Genomic DNA, 19804 nt, shown 5'->3' with positions numbered 1-19804 from the left:
GGTTTCAAGGTGCGCACCTTGAAACCGGCTACAGGAGCCAGTTCTAAGGTTTGATATTTTTTGAAAATGTTGTCGCTTTTCCGAGGGAACGCGGAAATATTTCTAAGGGGAGGAAAATACGATGAGTTCTGGAAAACCCTGAAACTGGCTCCTGTAGCCAATTCTAAGGTTTTATAGAATTCTGCCGGTTTATTGCAGGGCTTTGTTAAAAAAAAAGTTGACAAGAACCAGCGAAGTAAATATATACAACAACATATTGTATGTTGTTTGTACTAGTACACAAGGCGTGAATCAACACACTATCTTGTGTGCTAAGAAAATCTTATGAAAGGAGAAGCGAAAGCTATGGCAACTGCAAAGAAAGCTGCGGCTAAGAAAGCACCTGCTAAGAAAGCGGCACCTGCTAAGAAAGCTGCTGCTAAGAAAGGCGCCAAGAAGAGATAGTTCTTCGTCGCCACATAAAACGGGGGTTCTCTGTGTGAGAACAAGGGGATGGGTGACCATCCCTTTTTTATTTGATTGCATCCGATTCCTGCCGCACCGGGTATCCCGATAAAAAAGCATTAAACTGCTGCACGCTTTACGGTAAACTAATAGACGCTATGACGAGAGAAAAAGATGAACGTCCTTGGGGAATGTACGAAGTTCTGGACGAAGGCGTTGGCTTCAAAGTGAAACGCATTGAGGTCAAACCCGGTCAGCGTCTCAGTTTGCAATCCCATGAAAACCGCAGTGAACATTGGGTGGTCGTCAGCGGTGAAGCTTTGATTACGCTTGATGAAAAGGAAATTCACCTGAAAGTCAATCAAGATATTTCAATTCCTGTGCAGACGAAGCATCGTGTAGCAAATCCAGGCAATGAAAAATTGGTGTTTATCGAAGTGCAATGTGGTTCCTATCTCGGAGAAGATGATATTAAACGCTATGACGATGATTACCATCGTGTCGCGCCGGAATTCAAACAGGCAAGATGATTGTTTATTGACTGTATAAATCCGATTTGCCTTCGGGACGTGTCCGCCAGCGTCTGTGAATCCACAACCATTGTTCGGGGAAACGTCGCACCTGTTCTTCGATGGCGCGCATAAACCGCGCCGTGTTGAGTTGAACTTCTTCCTTGAAATCTCCCGTTCTGATTAAGGGAATCTCCGCTTCAAATCGCAGCACGTGTTTCTTTAATTTCTCATTCCAATTCAAAAAGCCCGGCACGACTGGCGCATCCGACCGCAAAGCAAATACGGCAAGCCCGGTTGTCGAACATGCCGGAATGCCAAAGAAATCACAAAACACCCCTTGGTCGGACAGTGTATTGATGTCGATTAACAATCCAACATTCTTTCCGCGTCTTAACGTGGTTAAAACATCGCGCACCGATTTGTTTTTATTAATAACACTATTGTCCGCAAGCTCGCGATAACTGCTGATTAATTTATCTAACAATGGGTTATCGAGAGGTCGCACCAAAAACCGCAACGGATATCCATACATTCCGTGGGCAAAGGCGCAAAGTTCCCAGGCACCGATATGACCCGTAAGCAATAAAACCCCCTTGCCTTTGGCTGCCGCCTGCAAATAATTTTCCAATCCGTCATAAATGACAAGTTCGCCAATATTCGCTCTGGTCAATTTGGGAAATTGTGAAAATTCACCTAGTAGCCTTCCCAAGTTATCACATACACCCGCCAAAATCTTTTCCCGTTCAGAGGCATTGAGTTCAGGCATTGCCATCTGCAAATTCCTGTGGCCAACGAATTGCAATTTTTTATTCAACCGATAAAGCAAACGAGCGGTTTTTTGACCGATGCTGATTGCCGTTTGACGCGGCAGCGCGCCTAAAAACTTTAAGAGGAGGTAAGCCGGAATGTATTCAAGCCAATTGCGAAAGGCGCTTCTCTTTTTCGACACGCGCTCAAACTAACACGCTCTTTTATCACTGTCAAAGCGCACAATTGGGCTGGAGCGGCAAAGGATTTGAAAGCCATCAAATTTCCTTTCAGTTCAAAGACTCGCATGAATGGGCGAAACCTTTTTTAATGGCGGTGGGGTCGATTTTCTTAACTCTTGCGATTGCTTGGCGCTTGCTTTATTCTAGCCTAGGATTGTAATGCCCCTGCCTGAAGGTTTGCTTCCCCACAACCGGAGTTCAAAATGAAAGCTTTAAGTCGCCGATTCATTTTCGCATTGCTTTTTTCAATTTTATTTTTTACAGCCATAGCGATTGCTCAAGAACAACCTGAGCGCAAAAAAACGCCGCGTCTGACCACTGATGATGTCGTGATGCGGGTCAGCCGCCCGAGTCAACCGACGGTCGAAGTGAGCGCAAACAAAGTCGGTGAACCAGCAAAAACCACGGCTTCCAAATCATCTGCACCGGCAAAACCCGGGGAGGCGACCACTCAAAAAGGTGGTGAAGCAAAAGAGAGCGCCGAAGAATTAAGCTGGCGCAAACAGGTTAGCGAAGCTCGCCAACGTGCGGAAGAGTTACAACGCGCTGCCGAAGAGGGCGAAATTCGCACCACGCAACTGCGCAATGAAATGAATGTTTCCGGTCAAGGGGCAAAGGATAGAAATACGCTTGCCCAACAGATGGATCAACTCGGCAAAGAGGTATCCAGATTGCGAGGCGAAGCCCGACAAGCCGAAGCCGCGCTCAAAGGCTTGCTTGAAGAGGGAAGAGAAAAAGGTTATCGAGAAGAGGCGGGACCGAAACCAACCACTAAAGACGGCAAAATCAATGACAGTTATTATCGGCAGAAATTTGAATCCCTGAATCGCGCGATGGCGGATGCCGAACGCCGCGTGCTCTTGTACGAAAACCGCATTCGCTCATTAAATGAAATGCTTACGAACCCCAACCGTGATAGATTCTCAGGCAGCCAACTTGACCAAGACCGCGCTGAAGCGCAGTCCAAACTTGAAGAAGCTAGAACTGCTTATGCAAAAGCTCAGGATGATTTGCGTAAATTGTTTGACGACGCCCGCCGCGCAGGCGTTGACCCCGGCGTGTTCAGGCAATAAATAAATGGTTCAGGACGTGATTGCCTGAATAACTTTCTTTTCCCTGTCGCTCGAAAAGCTCATATTTTTTATAAGCCTCTATTTGGCTATCGGAAATTTTTATTTCGATAGCGCGGCAGCATTTCTATTTTATAAAAATTTTATTTTGGTTTCGATATGGCAGAAATACTTTTAGTTGAAGATAAAGAAAGTTTGCGACAGATGATGAGCATGACGCTGCAAAACGCCGGTTACTCGGTCGAAGAGGCTTGTGACGGCGCTGAAGCGCGCCGCAAATTAAATGATGCGCGTTACAATCTGGTGATTACCGATTTGAAGATGCCGCGTGCTGATGGGCTTGAAGTTTTACGCGCCGCCAAGTCCGCAGACCCCGACAATACGGTGATTTTGCTCACCGCTTACGGCACCATCGATGAAGCCGTGCAGGCTATGAAAGAGGGTGCCTATGAATTTTTACAAAAGCCTGTGGATAGTCGTCATCTACTGTTAGTTGTCGAACGCGCCACTGAGCAGGCACGTATGCGCGCCGAAAATGTGATGTTGAAAGAAGAGTATGCGCGCCGCTATGGCTTTCCGCGCATCATCGGCAATTCACCGGCGATGCAAAAAGTCGGGCGCGAAATTCAACAGGTCGCCGCTACCCCGACCACGGTATTTTTGATGGGCGAATCGGGAACCGGTAAAGAACTTTTCGCCCGCGCCGTGCATCATCTCAGCCCGCGTCGCAATGGCCCATTCGTCGCCATCAACTGCGCGGCGATTCCCGACACCTTGATTGAAAATGAATTGTTCGGTCATGAAAAAGGCGCATACACCGGCGCCGATCAACGGCGCGTCGGCAAATTTGAACTTGCAGCGCGCGGCACGATTTTCCTCGATGAAATCAGCGAAATCGCTCCGGCTGTGCAATCCAAACTGTTGCGCGTTCTCGAAGAGAGAAAAATCACAAGACTTGGGGGTTCCGCGGATATTGATGTCGATGTTCGCGTGGTTGCCGCGACCAACCGCGACTTGAAAACCATGGTGGCGTCCAAACAATTTCGCGAAGATTTGTATTTTCGTCTGGCAGTTTTTCCGGTTCACATCCCGGCGCTTCGCGAGCGCAAATCCGACATCCGCGAACTGGCAGAGTTTTTCACCGCAAAATATAGCCGCGAAATGCGCCGCCCGATGTTGAAACTTTCTCAGGAAGCGGTTCTGGCGCTCGAAGATTATGATTTTCCGGGCAATGTGCGCGAGTTGGAAAATTGTATCGAACGCGCCTGCATTCTGGCATTAGGCAATGAAATTCGCTCGGCTGATCTCAATCTTTTACCGCCGGTTAATTACTCTTCACAGGAAACCAATGGCTTGCTCGAAGGGTTTGATATGCGCGGGAGTCTTGCAGAAGTGAGTGACCGCGCGCAACGCCTGGTTGAGCGGCGTAAAATCGATGCGACCCTCAAAGAATGCGGCTATAACAAATCCCGCGCTTCGGAAAAACTCGGCGTCAGTTATAAAACGTTGCTGACTCGTATTAAAGAGTTAGGTCTTGAATAGGGCTAAACTAAACTCAAGCATTTATTGTGAATTGGGCTTTGGTGATTGGGTTCCGCGCACAATGCCTGTCCACAACGTTGCCGGTTTAAAATAACCTGCAAAAATCCGTTTCACTTCATCTGCCGTCGATTTATTTAAACGCTCTTCCAACATATCAACTTCTGCAACCGGTTTTTGATAACAGACGGCTCTTGCATAAGCGAAAATGTTTGAGCGATAGGATTGTGCTGCGAGCAAATTCGTGGTTGTGGCGATGGCTTTCGCACTGGCTAACTCATCCGCACTCAAAGCGGTTTTAGTTAATTTTTCTAATTCGGCAACCAAAACGGCGCGGGCACGAGATTCATTTTCAACCGACGAAACAAATTGCGCGGTAATCGTGCCGGTAATTTTCATCGCCTGATGATCAAGAAAAGCGTGGTTGACCAGCCCTTGCCTGGTTCTCAGTTCAGCCATCAACCGCCCGGTCTTGCCATTCATTAACGCTTCAACCAGTGCAAGCGCCACCGTATCTGCACTATCGCCTTTGGCTGCGGGAAAGCCCATTGTGAAATAGGTCTGTGATAACCGTGACGCCACAATTTTTTCTTCGGGTTTTACAGGTTGCGTTACTCTGGCTTTGAGCGCGCTATCGGTTTCATTGCGGCGAAAGCCTGTAGCGATTTCACTGGTAATCAACGAAGAGCCATTGGTATCACCAACGATGATGATAAACGGAACCTGACGTTTGATGGTGCGGGCGTGCCACTCGCGCACAAATTCGCCGGTCAATTTGCTGACCACCTCTTCGCGTCCGTGCGCAGGAAAACCATAGGTATGATTGGGAAAGAGAGCTTGTTGAAAAAGTTCTCCGGCGCGAATCATCGCCGCATTACGGTCTCTGTGAATGAAGCCGATTTGTTCATTGATGGCTTTTTTGATGTAGTCATCATCAAACGCCGGGTCTTCAATCAATTCACGAACCATTCGCAGAGCGGCTTCCGCATTGGGCGAAAGCACATTGACTTGCAACCCATAAAAATCCGCTTCATTAATGACTGCAATTTCCGCACCCATCTCTTCCAGTTGGCTGGCAGTTTGCGGGCGTTTGGTCGAACCATAAAGCATCGAACGCAACATCAATTCGGTTACGCCGCTGTTGGTTTCATCTTCAATCATACGCCCGCCTTGAAATAAAAACGCGACGCTGACAATGGGTTTTGTATGGTTTTCTTTTACGTAAGCCTGCGGGCCGTGAAGCGTCGAGAAATTTTTAACTTCCAGCGGTTGCATGGATTCGAGAACTCCCAACTGGTCTGCGGATTTCTCAACTCCTGTTGCGTTCACCGTGGCTTTCGCGGATTCCGCTGTTGAGCGCACCTGTTTGGCATCAACCGGTTCTGCAAAACTCGGTGCCCAGGCGAGAACCGTTTCACTGAACTTGGCTGCATCGAAACTGCGTGGCGGCGCAAAACCCGATTCGTACTCATAGGCTGACGTGTTTATCAGCGCCAGATATTTTGCAGCGATGCGCTGAACATCTTCTGCGGTGACGGCGCGCAGCGTTTTCAGATAATCGAGGTGGGCGCGAATCCCGCCTTGCGCGGCTTCTGCGTGGGCAAGCAATGCGGCTTGGGTGGCATAGTCGTTTGTCGTTTCAAAGAAACGTTTTTCAAGAAGCATTTTGGCGCGTGCCATTTCGCTTGCAGCAGGGATTTCGCGACGCAAAAGATTCAACTCTCTGAACAACGTTGCTTCAGCTTTATCAATGCCACTCGGTGGCACAAGCATCCGAACAAACAAAAATCCTTTTTCAGCGAAAGGCAAATAATTCGATTCAATATGGCTTGCCAGAGCTTGTTCTTGAACCAAACTTCTGTGCAGCCGTGAACCTCTGCCCTGTGCCATGATCGCGTTAAGCAATTCAATCGCCACCCATTCTTTTGTATTAAAACCCGCTACTTGAAAACCGACATTCACAATTGATTGACCGATGTCGCCGCGTTCATTGCCGTAGCGCAAGGCTTCTGTTGGCGGCGCTGGCGCGGTTGTCGGAGCTGAGGTTTGCGAACCGCTGGCATCAAGTTTAGCAGGGCTTGGCGCGCTCGGTTGATTTGCCGCTTCGCCTGGTTTCGCGGACGGATTGGTTGCGGTGCTGGGCTTCGGTGCTTGTGATTTGGTAGAAGCCGCCTGTGTTGCCGCAGGCTTGCCTTTTGTCGTTGTGGTTGTAGCCGGCGTTGGTTGAACAGCAGTTACAGGTTGAATTTTGAAGGTGCCGTAAAGCCTTTGAATTTCAACCAGCACATTGAAGGTCACGACATCGCCGACCACTGTGATGATTAAATTGTCCGGGCGAAAATGGCTTTGATAAAACTCAAGCAATTGTTCGCGGGTAATCTGCGGATTGAGTTGAAAATTGCCGCTTGAAATATTTTGCGACAAGTTGAGCAAGCGCGACACTGAATAATTTTCAGGATTAAAACTTTTCAATTGTGCATTGGTCGCGGCATCAAAAAACGCGCCTGCCTTTTCACGCGCGGTAATCAAGCTGGTTGTGAAAACATCTTCATTCAAAGCGAGTTCGCGGCTTAAATCTTCGGCGGCAAATAACGGGTTTTGCAACAAATCGGCTTGAATCGCCAGGGCTTCTTTAATTTTGTTCTGCGGCGAAATCAGATTAATCGACGTGTGTTCATAAGCCGAAGCATCATTCATCAATATGCCAATGGCGCGTGTGTCACTCAGGATTTGTTCGGCTTTTCTGAATTGCGTGCCGCGAAACATCATTCGCGCAACCAGAGCGGAGAAGCCTTTGGCAGATTCGGGTTCATTGAATAAGCCGGTTTTGAAACGCGCTTCAACAGCCACCAGCGGATAGGCGTGGGCTTCACGAATGATTACCGTGATGCCATTTTTCAAGACGAATCGTGCGGTATTGGCAAGTTGTTCCTGTTTAATAACCGAAGTGGCTTCCGGGACGGTGACCGGTTGCGCAGGTGTAGCAGCAGGATTGCCGGGATTGCGCGCCGGGTTGACCGGACGACCTCTGCCGCTTTGCGCCAGCGTTTGTGAACAGAGGAAAGAAATAAACAGGAATAAAAGGATGAAAGATTTGCAGATTAAACGATGCACGATGCTACTCCTTAATGAAAACACTTTCTAAAATCATAGAAGCGCATTCATTAAAGAGTCAATGCACGGTCTGCGCCGTCCTGATTTGCCCGTCACCACTTTTGCGCGGTCGCGTCCGGTAAGCAAAGCCTGGTGAATGGCAAACCAGAGTGACCTAGAACGATTTGCCGTTTGCCAGATAATCGACTTTCCAATTGTATTTCGTGAGCAACAAATCAATGACGCGGTTATACGAAACATTGATCTGGGTTTTATTTTCACTGACATTCATCACGTTGATGCTGCCTTCCGGTAACTCATATTTGGCGCGCAAGCTTTCAGCAGCTTTTTTAACCTCATCAGCTTTCAAATTTCTCACCGCAGCTTTGTTGGCTAACTCATCAACTTCATATACCACCTGGCGCTGTTCCATATAAACCGGCGTAATTTTAAGCACCGAAAAAATCGTGAGAGCTGAAAGCATCATCACCAGAATGGTTTTTATACTGACGGCGCCGCGTTCATTGACGCGGGCATTTGATAAATTGCTCATAATCGTTTCCTCAAACACAAATCTCAATATGTTAGCTCGCCCGACACAAATGGAGGTTGAATAAAATGGTCTGGCTACAAAAGTGTCTCTTTGATTGCAGATTTAATTAATGGCAGGGGCAAATCGGATTTGATAACCACGCGACCGATTGCAATCGGCAGCACAAAAGCAAGGCGTCCGCTTTCGGCTTTTTTATCGCGTTGCATCGCCTCCATTATAGCATCAAGGGCAAGAGTATTTGTCGAAGGAAGTTGACCAACACTTAAAACCGCATCATTGATTGCCTGAGCGTCTTTTCGCGAAAGCAGACCGGCGCGTTCGGCAATGCGGGCGGCGGCGCGCATTCCCAGACCAACGGCTTCACCATGCAGAAAGCGACGATAATGGGTAACGGCTTCCAGCGCATGCCCCACAGTGTGACCGAAATTAAGAATGCGCCGCAAATTGCCTTCGTGTTCATCGCGTTCAACCACCCGCGCTTTGATTTCACAGGAACGCGCAATCAAATGTTCAAATGCCGCATCATCGCCGCTTTTGAATGTCAGCATATTTTTTGCGATGAAGTGAAACAGTTTGCGGTCTTTGATGACCCCGTATTTGATGGCTTCCTGTAAACCCGCCTGAATTTCACGCGGTGGCAGTGTCCGTAAGGTCAGGCTATCGATAACCACGAGCGAGGGTTGATGAAAAGCGCCGATGAGATTTTTACCCAGTTGGTGATTGACCCCGGTTTTGCCGCCGATTGAACTATCAATCTGGGCAATCAAGGTGGTCGGAATTTGAATGAATTTGATGCCGCGCAAATAGGTTGCCGCGACAAATCCCGCGAGGTCGCCAACCACACCGCCACCCAGCGCGACGATAACGTCCGAACGTTCGACTCTCTGCTCAATTAAAAATTTATAAAGCGATTCGGCAGTTTTCAGACTTTTAAAACGCTCGCCGTCGGGCATTAAAAATTTTTGCGTATGAAAACCGGCCTGTTTAAACGCGCGCTCCACTCGTTTGCCATACAGCGCGTACACCGTCGGATTACTGACGATGATGAGGTTGCGTTCTTTGTCTCCGATTGCCGCGCGGGTTAAGTCGCCAAGTTTATCCAATAAACCGACAGCGATATTTATTTCGTAGCTGCGCTCTGCAAGTCTGACTTTGATTATTCTGGCCATTGGTAAAGGGATGAAATCAAGCTTTAAGTTTACGTGTTTGGAAAACTACCAACGCTCAAGAGCGTGGTCGATTAAAAATCGCTAGCGCAATTCGCGGTTGAATTCGTCAATCAACATATCGAAACTGATTGCCCCCAGTCCGATTTGCGAAGCGATTTCATCGGCATCGAAACGGTCGCCGGTGTCCCAGATGTCTTTCAGGAAATTTCCGGCGCGGCGCGACGTCCACCACTTATTATCAAATTTGGTCTTTAGATAATCGCGCAACATGACTTCAAACGCCCAGGCGCGCAGATAATTCGCCGAATAAAAACTGTCATCCATATCAGTGAGAAAATCGACTTCAGGCGTGTTGAATTTCGTCGAGTTAGTTTGTTGCTCGGCATACAGCTTCGCCCCCTTATTGAAATCGCCCGATGAATGCAGTTCGTATTCATAAATTAATTTTCCGGCATAGCGTCGGGTCATCAACAGTCGCGAAAGTTTCGACGAATGAATGTAGTTTTTGCTGTCGCGGAAATTGAGGGTTTGCGCCAGCCAGGCGCTTTCCTGCGGCAGATGGTCAAAGAGAAATGCAAAGGTTTCCGTGAGTCCGTAATCGCCGGTGTATTTAAATTCGGGACTCAACTCGGCAGATGCCCAGGCGTAATGTTGAGCATGCCCGCCTTCGTGTAGCATCGCCTGATAATCGGATTGCCCGCCAACCGGACGGATGACCAGTTTAATCTCTTCGGGCACGCGAATCGGCGCGCAAAACGCGCGCGGACTTTTACGCGGACGTTCCGCATCATCAATGAAAACATTTTTCTGGCTCTCGATATGAATGCCTAAACCTGCCATCGTGTCTTGATAAACCCGCAACAATTCACCGGCAGGAAACCGCCTGTCAAATCCGCTCAAATTTAAAAAGTACAACGCATCAACCCGTTCAGCGTCTTCAATGCGAATGTTGAGGGTTTGGCGCAAGGCTTCGTCGAGGCGTTGAACATAAACGATTTCGGTTTTATCGAGCAAGTTCTGCACTTCACCGGCAAGTTGCGAATAATCTTTTTTGCGAAGCGTTTCATAAAGATTGGCGTAACTGGTAAACCCCAGGGTTTGGGCTGCGCCCTGTAGTTTGGCAATTCTTTCGACCCGCAAATCATTCGAGGCTGCGATTAATTCTGCGCGTTTTTTATAAAGGTCGCGCCGCAAATCGCGGTCACCTTCGGTTTTGATTGCCACCATTGCGCCCTGGAAAGTAATCTCGCGTCCCTGCCATTGGATGCTGGAACGCGATTCAAATCGGCTGACCTCTTCGGTTAAGGTTTTCGCGGCATTTTCGAGGTAATGGTCGGTGGCAAACTGCAACAGGTGATTAATCGAAGCGCGTAGGGTTTCAAAATCCGGCGAACTCGTATCGAGCAGTTGTTTCAGGCGACTAATCGCATCGGCAGTAAATAAATCGCTGTAGCGTTCGTAAATCCGCGTCAATTCCAGTTCGCTCTTTTGACCTGAGAGGAACAGGTAATACTCGCGCATGAATTGATTATTAAAGTCTGTGTATTCTCTCCTGTATTCTTCCAGCATCCTGAGTCAGACAATATCGGCGCAAGGTTCAGAGTGTCAAGGTAAGCGAAAAATCTGTTCAAATAAAGGCGATTCTATTAATTGATTCAAGCGGCACAACTTGGTTAAGGAAACTGTTTTCGTACAGATTGGACGAAATAACCTTGGGATGAGTTCAAGCTCAGGTGAGCGAAAGAGTATGCGGACAAAAAAAATGGGCGATGCAGCGTGGGATGACTGCATCGCCTTGGTTCCGGTTGCCGTCCTCACCCCGGCAACCAAGAATCGAGAACAGGAAGTGATTTGAGAATCACCCGTATCTCTTGCCCCATCTAATCCTGAGCAATCTCAGTGCCAGAAAAAAGGCAGCACCGGTTTCGGGTAGAATCCCTTATTTTTCGGCAAAGTTACTCCATGTTCACAATTCGCTACACTTGGATAGATAGAAATTGCGTGTAAAAAATACATATGTTTGTGGAAAATTTTTCTTATTCAATTTGACCGATTATACTTGGTTCGATGCGACTACTACTGGCAACAACCAATGAAGGAAAGATTCGGGAACTTAGAAAAATTCTCGGTGACGAAGGGTTTGAAGTCATTGGCTTAGACGATTTAGAAACTCAGGATGACCTTGAAACCGGTTCAACTTTTGCCGAAAACGCATTACTGAAAGCCCGTTATTATCATCGCCTGTCCGGTATGCCAACAATCGCCGATGATTCGGGTCTTGCGGTCGATGCCTTGAATGGCGCACCCGGCGTCTATTCGGCGCGCTTTGCCGGCGTTGGCGCAACCGACCCTGACCGCAATCTGAAATTGCTCGAAGAGATGAAAGATGTGCCCGATGAAAAACGTGGAGCCGAATTCGTTTGCGTCGCGGCATTTGTCTGGGAAGGCGGCGAAAAAATTTTTACAGGCACAGCGCGCGGACGACTCACGAGAGAACCGCGAGGCACAGGCGGATTCGGTTACGACCCGCTGTTTTTCTATGAACCTTTCGGAAAAACGTTTGCCCAACTCACACACGAAGAAAAGACTGCGGTCAGTCATCGCGGCAAAGCCTTTCAACAACTGACCGAGTGGCTCAAAGCGACTTTTTAACCCAAGTTGCCAGTTCATTGAACCCTGCGGAAATTAGCCAGCGGTGCAGCCGCTGGGATGTGAGGAACGCCTCGCCCACGCGCCCTGAAGGGCGATGGCATGAAGGTAAGGAAAACGGTAGCGCAGACGGTCGAGTCTGCGCCGATTTAGAAAAGTCCGTCCTCGAAATTTCAAGGGGTCTTCGACCAAGACCGCCGCAGGTTAGACAACCTGCATTACATCCACGCCGCCTAACTTCATGCCATTGCCCCTGAAGGGGCGCAGGAAACTCAAGCGTCCTGCGCCCCTTCAGGGCGCGCGAGATTTAACTGGCTCATTGACCTGTGGCTGCATCCCAGGCTAATTTCTTTTGCCCCAAAGGGGCAATGAGCCACTGTCAACCTGGATTTTTTAATTTTAAAGAGCAAGCGCAAACCGCCAAGAACGCCAAAAGTTCTCAAAATAATTTGGTGTTGTTGACGGCTTGGCGGTTCCAATTTCCTGAGAGCTAAAATCAATCAGTGTTTGCCCGGAGTCATCGCTACCCCTTTGCGCTGCGCCATAATATAGGCTTCCAGGGCGCGCATCTTCGGGTCATCAGCCGCCAGGCGCGGACCGCGCGCCGGGTTTTCAATACACCAGTTAATCATATCGCGCAGCAACGCTACTTTTTTCAACTGAATTTGAAATTTGGGATAGGTTTCGGGATGGGTATTCGATGCGTTCGGATGACACATCGCACAGGCAACCCCGTTGGCGCTGCCAATCAACTGGTCGCTATGAAAAATCTGATTGCCGTATTCGATCTCCCGCGTCAATTCTTTTTCCCAAATCAACTTATCGCGATTGCTGAAATCAACCGGCTGCTCTTTGGGTGATTGTGCAACCTCCGCATTTTTTTTCGCAGTTGCTTTTTTACCTTTAGCTTCGGCAGCCTGTGCCTCAGCAATTTCGCGCGCCCAGGCTTCAGCCGTCGCTTTGTCAACCGTGGTCATCCACATCGACATCAATTGATTGGATACGGCTTGCGCCTGCTCCGCGTTCATGCGCCCGTCAGCAGCAACGCCCGGAACCTTGATATAGGTTTTGCCATCGCAAAGTTGCACGACCAGATTTTTGCCATCGCCTGGCACCGGCGGATGTTTCGGTTCCTGCGCTCGCGCGACTTGGTAGCACATAACGCCTGCGCCGATGAAGCCAACCAGCATCAGCATCTTCAACCATTTTCTTTTCATCGTTCATCGCTCCTTTCTAATAGGACTCCAGCGTCGTCTTTGCCGGTTTATCCAGCGTGCCGTTTGAAGCCAGATATTTTTCGGAAACCATCATCGGATTGCGATTCCACAAATCGTAACGCATATCCACGTAGCCGCTCGGATTGACCGTGACTTGCCCGTCGCCCATCCCCTCGGTTTGATTGAACGGGTCTGGACGATTCATCTGCACGGTGAGTTTCGGCAAGCCTGTCGGCGCATAGGGCCAGGGCCAGGCGGTCGCCAGCATTCCATGAAAATGAATGTTGCCGATGCGATTGGATAAAACCTGATGCGTATGCCCGTGAATCACCGTGACCGATTTGTAGGGACGGAGAATCGCCTGCACCTGCTCGGCGTCGTCTGTCCAGAAATTCCAGTCGCGATAATATTTGTAAAGCGGCGAATGCGAAAAGACGACAAGCGGCGTGGTTTTGGGAACTTTCGCCAGGTCGCGTTTGAGCCATTCGCGCCCCGCTTCACCGACTTCAAAACGGCTCTGGCGACCATCATCGAGTCCCGCGACAATCTGCATGCGCTGCATCGGCGTCAACCCTTTCGCCGTCCAGAAATCTTTTTCATTGACGCTCATCAAGGTAATAAAGTGAACGCCTTTGTGCTCGAATGAATAATAAGGCTCGCCGAAAAGCTCTTTCCACAAATCGCCCATATCCAAAAACCAGTCGTGTTCGCCAACCATTATCTTCATCGGCGCTTTGAGCTGTTTGAGAATTTCCGCGCCGAGTTTTAATTCGCTCGCCTGTCCGAGTTGCGCGAGGTCGCCGCCGTACAAAACGAAATCGGGTTGCGGGTCGAGCGCGTTGACATCCGTGACAGCGCGTTCAAGCTGACGCACGAATCGTTCATTCAGTTTTTTTTCATAGAGGTGCGAATCGGAAATATAAGCGAAACTGAACGGCTTAATCGCGCCGCTTTGCGCGCCGGTTGCCGCATTCACCACATCGACCATCTGAAATGAGTGTGGCACGAAACTGGCTCCTACAGCCGCTCCTGCGGCGCTTGCTGCCATCTTCATAAATTTTCGCCGACCCGGTTCGACCTGCCCCGCGCTCATCAGTTCCTTAAACCACCGGTCACGCTCGCGCAGGTATTCTTTTCGACGTTTCGTCCATTTCAAAGTAATCATAATTTTTCTCCTTAGTTTGCAAGAGATCATCCTCTGCGTTTAACCTTGCCTAACCTAACTTTGGACTCCCGACTCCAGACTTTCTGAGCTATCCTGGAAACGGTGCGCGGGTTTGCGCTTTGGTATTTTTTGCGCGTTCGCGAATGCTGTCGCTCGTCAGCGTTTTCAAAAATTCCACGAGGTCTTCCATTTCCGGGTCTGTGAGTTTCAACGGGCGCATACCGCCATCCAGGTTGGGGTTGGCTTCGCCGCCTTTGTCATAAAATTTGATGACATCCAGCAAAGTCTTTTCCGACCCGTTGTGCATGTAAGGAGCCGTGAGTTCAATATCTCTCAACATCGAAGTCTTGAACGCGCCGATGTCTTTCAGTTGTTTGGTGACCAGATACCTGCCAAGTTCCGAAAAGCCTTCCTGCAAAGCGAGTTCGTCAATGGCTTTCGGGTCGTTGGCGATTTGTCGCGCCCGCCGCGCCAGTTGATTGAAGTTCACATTCTTTGCCGCAACCCCGATGTTGTGAAATTTAAAGTCCGAGAAAAACGGCGAAGAGGGATTGAACGCATGACAGGATATGCAACGCGCTTTGCCGTTGAATAATTCCCAGCCGCGTTTTGCCGATTGAGAAATGGCGTTTTGGTCGCCCGCGATAAAGCGGTCAAAAGGCGCGTCACCCGATAACAAAGTCCGTTCAAACGACGCAATCGCTTTGGCGATGGTATCGATGGTAATCGGTTGGTTGGGAAATGCGGCGGCAAACAGCGGCGCATACTCTTTGGCTTCACGCACGCGTTGCACGACGATGGTATGGTCTTTCATGCCCATTTCAATGGGATTGATAATCGGCAGTTTGGATTGTTCTTCAAGCGACGGCGCGCGACCATCCCAGAATTGCGCTTCATTAAACATGGCGTTTAAAATCGTCGGCGAATTGCGCGCGCCTTTTTTCATTTCGATACCGATGCCAACCATATTGCTTTCAGCAAAGGCGGTCGCCGGATCGTGACAGGTCGCGCAACTGACGGTTTTATCAACCGACAACCGTTTATCGAAAAAGAGTTTTTCGCCGAGCGCGACTTTCTCAGCGGTGATGGGATTGTCTTTGGGAATCAATTGCTCGAACAGGTCGGCGGGCAATCCTTTGGGAACTTTCACTTCAAACTTGGGAGCCTCAGCCGCCGCCACACGCCCTTCGTTTGAATCGAGGGCGAACAAAAAGGCGGCAGAAAGAAAAATGCTTGCTGCAAAGATTTTGATTTTTGCCTGGCTTCTCATAAGCGATACCTTTCCGGTCTGAAGCGTCTCAGACCGCGCTAGTAAGTTTGACAACAGAGTGAATTGAGATAAAAAAATTTTTCAAGACAACCGCCGGTCAGGTTGCGCTGGCAGTTGCGTGGGTTAGAATATGTCTAAACTAATACTTCGTCAAGTTTGAGATGGGTTGTACAGGGCTTTTATGATAAAAAAAATCTTGCTACTATTGCGGTTGATTTTTTAGAGTGAAAAATTATGGCGGCAATACACAGGGCACACATCGAAGGGCGAATGCGCGAAGGCGGGCTGAAAGTCACGCCGCAACGTTTCGCCGTGTTAGAGTTTCTGGCAGCGAGTCACGACCATCCGACGGCGGATGAAATTTTCAAAGCCATCAACCATCAATTTCCACGCGCTTCGCGGGCAACCGTCTATAACGCGGTGACGGCACTAGCGGAAGCAGGAATGATTGATGTGATGTGTCTGGATGACGGCATCACCCGCTACGATGCCAACCTCACGCCGCACCACCATTTCGTTTGTCGTCAGTGTTATAAAATCTTCGATGTTCCGAGCGATGAAGTGCGCGGCAAACTGACGATGCAAACGCCGCACGAAGTTGAATCTTACGAAGTCATCATTCGCGGACTGTGTCAACATTGCCAGAGCAAGCAAGCGAAGCGGGCGAAGTAATTGAAAATATTGTAGGGGCAAGGCGAGTGAGTACCCTTACTTGCCTTGCCCGGATTTTGCGAAAGCAAAATGACGATTCATCAGCAGCCGATTCGGGCAGGTACCCCTACTTGTTGCAAATTCTTTCAGCCTTCTGATAGGTTAATGAACAACCTTTATTCACCAGCCGTAATACTTTCAGGCAAATTTTCTGAGGAGAAAAATATTACAGTGAAATCTAAAATTATTTTTGCGCTCATGCTTTCCATGCTGTTTTTGAATGTCCCACTCTATGCGCAAACTGCAAAAGCGACGATTCGCGGAACCGTGACTGACCCACAAGGCGCGCGAATTGCAAAAGCGGAAATTAAATTGACCAATAAAGCGACTGGCGAAGTCAGAACGACAACCGCCAACGATGAAGGTGAATATGCGATTTCGCAACTCTTGCCGGGAGTTTATGAAATTTCTGCACAATCGAGTGGATTCACCAAGTATCAAGAAGAAGTTCTATTGAATGTCAATCAAGAGCTTCGCTTAAACCTGAATCTGAAAGTCGGCGCTGCACAGGTGGAACAAAATGTTTCTCGTGAGGGTTCCTCGCAGTTGAAAAAAGAATCCGCTTCGCTCGGTACAGTGATTGAAAATCGACAAGTTACCAACTTGCCGCTTGATGGGCGCAACTTTCTGGAACTTACCTTACTGGTTCCCGGCGCGGCTCCCGCGGCTCCCGGTTCCGCCGGGTCGGTGCGCGGCGATTTCGCCTTCTCGATTAACGGCTCACGCGAAGATTCCAATTATTTCCTGCTCGACGGCGCATTCAACGTTGACCCCAAACTTAACACCTTTGCCGTAAAACCCGCGGTTGACGCGATTCGCGAATTTGAAGTCTTGACCAACAGCTATGACGCTTCGTTTGGTCGCAATGTCGGCGGACAAATCAATGTCGTCACCCAATCCGGCTCGAATAGTTTTCACGGCACGGTCTATGAATTTTTCCGCAACGGGGCGCTCGATGCCCGCAATTTTTTTGCGCCGCGCAATGAAGCGGCTCCGAAATACAGCCGCAATCAATTCGGCGGTTCATTCGGTGGTCCCGTTCGCAAAGACCGAACATTTTTCTTCGCGGATTACGAAGGCACGCGCATTCGCGAAGGGCTAACCCGCGTCACCAATGTGCCGACACTTGCTGAACGCAACGGCGATTTTTCGCAGTCGCTGTTTAATAAACCGCGCGACCCGTTCACCCAGCAACCGTTTCCCGGAAACCAGATTCCCGGATTTTTTATTAATCCTATCGGGCAGGCGATAGCCAAGCTCTATCCGTTACCGAACCGCAACACGCCGCTTGCCAACTTCGTTTCGTCGCCGATTGCGCGCGATAAAAACCATCAATTCGATGTTCGCGCCGACCATCGGTTCAACGATGCGTCAACGCTGGCTTTTCGTTATAGCTTTGCCGACCGCGATTTCTTTGAACCCTTCGCGGGCACGGGCTTTTCAACGATTCCCGGTTACGGCAACGATGTCACCAGACGCGGGCAAAATTTGCTGCTTAGTGAAACCCATATCTTCACCAATAAATTCATCAATGAAGCGCGATTTGCTGTAAGCCGCATCGCTTCAACGGTCTTTCAGGAAAACGCCGGAACCAGCGTGAACAAATTGGTCGGCTTGCCGGATATTTCAACCAATCCGCGCGATTTCGGTTTAACGGCGATTCGCATCGCAGGATTTTCGCCGCTCGGTCATGAATTCAACAACCCGCAAGACAGCACCACAACGGTTTATCAATTTGCCGATAATGCTTCGTATACCAAAGGCGCTCACCTGTTTAAATTCGGCTTCGATTATCGCGCTACACAGCAAAACGCTTTTCGCGATGTGCTCTCACGCGGACTCATCGGCTTCATTGATCAGGCGTTCACGGGTAACGCGCTTGCCGATTTGCTGTTGGGGCTTCCGGCATTCACGACGATTGCGCGCGTCGATAATCCGCAGCGCCTGAGAAATCACAGCTACAATTTTTATGTGAATGATAACTGGCGCGTCTCGCCTAATTTCTCGCTCACCGCAGGGCTGCGTTACGAATACAATTCGCCTTCGGTTGATGCCGACGACCGCGCTTCGATTTACGATCCGGCGACGCGCTCATTCGTTGCTGTCGGAACCAACGGCATTCCGCGAAGCGGTTACGAAGCTGATAAAAACAATTTCGCGCCGCGCCTGGGGTTTGCCTGGACGGTTAAAGAGAGCACGGTGGTTCGTGGCGGTTACGGATTTTATTACGACCAATCGTCGCTTGCGCCCGGTGAATTGATTTATTTCAACTCGCCCTATTATCAACTCAATACCTATTTCACCTTTTTGCCGAATGTATTGCTGACATTGAACGACCCGTTCCCGGCAAACTTCCCGATTCCTTCGCCGCAATCGGCATTCACTTATCAACGCGATTTGCGAACCCCTTACACGCAACAATGGAATTTGAATGTGCAACAGCAACTCGGCAAGAGCCGCGTTCTCGAAATTGCTTATGTCGGGTCAAAGGGCACGAAACTCATTACTGCGCGGGACATCAATCAACCGGCGGCAAGTCCTTCGCCGTTCAACTTCCGACCGCTGCCGCAATTTGCTGATATTAACATTCTGGAATCGCGTGCGAATTCCAATTACAACGCTTTGCAGACGCGCTTTCAACAACGCCTGAGCGCGGGATTATCGGTGCTTACCGCTTATACCTGGTCGCGTTCGATTGATGACGCCTCGGGATTTTTTACGAGCGCCGGCGACCCGAATTTTCCGCAAGACAGCAACAATGTGAGTCTGGAACGGGCGCGTTCGAGCTTTGATGTCGCGCATCGTTTCTCGCTCAGCTATTCGTATGATTTGCCGTTTGGCAATGGGCATAGCGTGTTGGGCGATAACGGATGGCTGACGCATCTGGTTTCAGGTTGGCAAACGCTTGGCATTGTCACACTGCAAACCGGCAGACCGTTTACGGTCGCAATTCTTTCGGACATTGATAACAGCAACACCGGGCGTTCAGGTTTAGGGTTTGGCGCAAACGACCGTCCGAATGTTGTCGGCAATCCGAGTGTTGGCAATCAAACCCCTGACCAATGGTTCAACACCTCGGCGTTTGCTTTCCCGGCATTCGGTTCGTTCGGTGATGCGGGCAGAAATATTCTGGAAGGTCCCGGCTATCAGAATTTCAATGTTTCGCTCATTAAAAACACCCGATTGAAAGAGGATGTGAATCTGCAATTTCGCGCCGAGTTTTTCAATCTGTTCAATCATGCGAATTTCGATTTGCCGGATAATTTCTTAGGCTCACCGACGTTTGGCAAAATTCTTTCGGCGCAAGCGCCGCGCCGCATTCAGTTCGGCTTGAAGTTGTTGTTTTAAGGTTGCATCAGCATCGGTGAATTAAAAAATCGGGTGGGACAAATCTCACCCGATTTTTATTTTGGCAAAAGGCGA

The 19804-nt window shown here is 49.3% G+C and carries 14 protein-coding genes; 6 read left to right on the top strand and 8 right to left on the bottom strand.

Annotated elements, in window-relative coordinates:
- The first annotated feature begins 602 nt into the window (after window positions 1-602).
- Window positions 603-974, top strand: a complete 372-nt coding sequence (locus AB1757_27580) for a phosphomannose isomerase type II C-terminal cupin domain (GenBank protein MEW6130822.1) — start codon at window positions 603-605, stop codon at window positions 972-974.
- Between the two features lie 4 nt (window positions 975-978).
- Here the strand turns inward: AB1757_27580 and AB1757_27575 are convergent, their stop codons facing one another.
- Complete coding sequence (locus AB1757_27575) at window positions 979-1905, bottom strand: lysophospholipid acyltransferase family protein (protein MEW6130821.1); 927 nt, start codon at window positions 1903-1905, stop codon at window positions 979-981.
- 243 nt (window positions 1906-2148) lie between these two features.
- Between AB1757_27575 and AB1757_27570 the strand changes: the two genes are divergently transcribed.
- The gene (locus AB1757_27570; GenBank protein MEW6130820.1) at window positions 2149-3018 is read left to right on the top strand and encodes a hypothetical protein; all 870 of its coding nucleotides are present in this window, start codon (window positions 2149-2151) and stop codon (window positions 3016-3018) included.
- A gap of 156 nt (window positions 3019-3174) precedes the next feature.
- On the top strand, window positions 3175-4557 hold the full coding sequence (locus AB1757_27565; protein ID MEW6130819.1) for a sigma-54 dependent transcriptional regulator: 1383 nt from the start codon (window positions 3175-3177) through the stop codon (window positions 4555-4557).
- Window positions 4558-4578: 21 nt separating this feature from the next.
- On the opposite strand, the gene AB1757_27560 is transcribed toward AB1757_27565, so the two are convergent.
- From AB1757_27560 to AB1757_27545, 4 genes are all read right to left on the bottom strand, one after another.
- Window positions 4579-7668 carry a pitrilysin family protein gene (locus AB1757_27560; protein MEW6130818.1) on the bottom strand — a complete coding sequence of 1030 codons (3090 nt, stop codon included), beginning with the start codon at window positions 7666-7668 and terminating at the stop codon, window positions 4579-4581.
- A gap of 154 nt (window positions 7669-7822) precedes the next feature.
- Complete coding sequence (locus AB1757_27555) at window positions 7823-8200, bottom strand: hypothetical protein (protein ID MEW6130817.1); 378 nt, start codon at window positions 8198-8200, stop codon at window positions 7823-7825.
- A gap of 74 nt (window positions 8201-8274) precedes the next feature.
- Window positions 8275-9369: a 3-dehydroquinate synthase gene (gene aroB / locus AB1757_27550; GenBank protein MEW6130816.1), complete on the bottom strand. Its 1095-nt coding sequence runs from the start codon at window positions 9367-9369 to the stop codon at window positions 8275-8277.
- Window positions 9370-9450: 81 nt separating this feature from the next.
- Entirely contained in the window at window positions 9451-10938 is a 1488-nt protein-coding gene (locus tag AB1757_27545; GenBank protein MEW6130815.1) for a hypothetical protein, read from the bottom strand.
- A 498-nt stretch (window positions 10939-11436) separates the two neighbouring features.
- Between AB1757_27545 and AB1757_27540 the strand changes: the two genes are divergently transcribed.
- Window positions 11437-12021, top strand: a complete 585-nt coding sequence (locus tag AB1757_27540) for an XTP/dITP diphosphatase (GenBank protein ID MEW6130814.1) — start codon at window positions 11437-11439, stop codon at window positions 12019-12021.
- A gap of 497 nt (window positions 12022-12518) precedes the next feature.
- On the opposite strand, the gene AB1757_27535 is transcribed toward AB1757_27540, so the two are convergent.
- The 3 genes from AB1757_27535 to AB1757_27525 form a co-directional block, all read right to left on the bottom strand.
- On the bottom strand, window positions 12519-13235 hold the full coding sequence (locus tag AB1757_27535) for a cytochrome C (GenBank protein MEW6130813.1): 717 nt from the start codon (window positions 13233-13235) through the stop codon (window positions 12519-12521).
- A gap of 16 nt (window positions 13236-13251) precedes the next feature.
- Window positions 13252-14400 (bottom strand): metallophosphoesterase, encoded by a 1149-nt coding sequence (locus tag AB1757_27530; protein MEW6130812.1) that lies wholly within the window; start codon window positions 14398-14400, stop codon window positions 13252-13254.
- A gap of 88 nt (window positions 14401-14488) precedes the next feature.
- Window positions 14489-15670: a cytochrome c peroxidase gene (locus AB1757_27525; protein ID MEW6130811.1), complete on the bottom strand. Its 1182-nt coding sequence runs from the start codon at window positions 15668-15670 to the stop codon at window positions 14489-14491.
- 234 nt (window positions 15671-15904) lie between these two features.
- On the opposite strand from AB1757_27525, the gene AB1757_27520 reads away from it, so the two are divergent.
- Together AB1757_27520 and AB1757_27515 are read left to right on the top strand one after the other, a co-directional pair.
- A complete protein-coding gene (locus AB1757_27520) occupies window positions 15905-16342 on the top strand; it encodes a Fur family transcriptional regulator (GenBank protein ID MEW6130810.1) in 438 nt (145 codons plus the stop codon).
- A 210-nt stretch (window positions 16343-16552) separates the two neighbouring features.
- Complete coding sequence (locus tag AB1757_27515) at window positions 16553-19729, top strand: carboxypeptidase regulatory-like domain-containing protein (GenBank protein ID MEW6130809.1); 3177 nt, start codon at window positions 16553-16555, stop codon at window positions 19727-19729.
- Window positions 19730-19804: the final 75 nt, after the last annotated feature.

Source organism: Acidobacteriota bacterium, assembly GCA_040754075.1.
Lineage (GTDB): Bacteria > Acidobacteriota > Blastocatellia > UBA7656 > UBA7656 > JBFMDH01.
The sequence above is the reverse complement of the archived record's forward strand: the minus strand, read 5'-3'. Positions and strand labels throughout refer to the sequence as shown.

Excerpts from the sequence above, each read along its gene's own strand:
- AB1757_27580 (MEW6130822.1), top strand. The coding sequence starts at position 603 with ATGACGAGAGAAAAAGATGAACGTCCTTGGGGAATGTACGAAGTTCTG.
- AB1757_27570 (MEW6130820.1), top strand. The coding sequence starts at position 2,149 with ATGAAAGCTTTAAGTCGCCGATTCATTTTCGCATTGCTTTTTTCAATT.
- AB1757_27565 (MEW6130819.1), top strand. The coding sequence starts at position 3,175 with ATGGCAGAAATACTTTTAGTTGAAGATAAAGAAAGTTTGCGACAGATG.
- AB1757_27555 (MEW6130817.1), bottom strand. The coding sequence starts at position 8,200 with ATGAGCAATTTATCAAATGCCCGCGTCAATGAACGCGGCGCCGTCAGT.
- aroB (MEW6130816.1), bottom strand. The coding sequence starts at position 9,369 with ATGGCCAGAATAATCAAAGTCAGACTTGCAGAGCGCAGCTACGAAATA.
- AB1757_27545 (MEW6130815.1), bottom strand. The coding sequence starts at position 10,938 with ATGCTGGAAGAATACAGGAGAGAATACACAGACTTTAATAATCAATTC.
- AB1757_27540 (MEW6130814.1), top strand. The coding sequence starts at position 11,437 with ATGCGACTACTACTGGCAACAACCAATGAAGGAAAGATTCGGGAACTT.
- AB1757_27535 (MEW6130813.1), bottom strand. The coding sequence starts at position 13,235 with ATGAAAAGAAAATGGTTGAAGATGCTGATGCTGGTTGGCTTCATCGGC.
- AB1757_27530 (MEW6130812.1), bottom strand. The coding sequence starts at position 14,400 with ATGATTACTTTGAAATGGACGAAACGTCGAAAAGAATACCTGCGCGAG.
- AB1757_27525 (MEW6130811.1), bottom strand. The coding sequence starts at position 15,670 with ATGAGAAGCCAGGCAAAAATCAAAATCTTTGCAGCAAGCATTTTTCTT.
- AB1757_27520 (MEW6130810.1), top strand. The coding sequence starts at position 15,905 with ATGGCGGCAATACACAGGGCACACATCGAAGGGCGAATGCGCGAAGGC.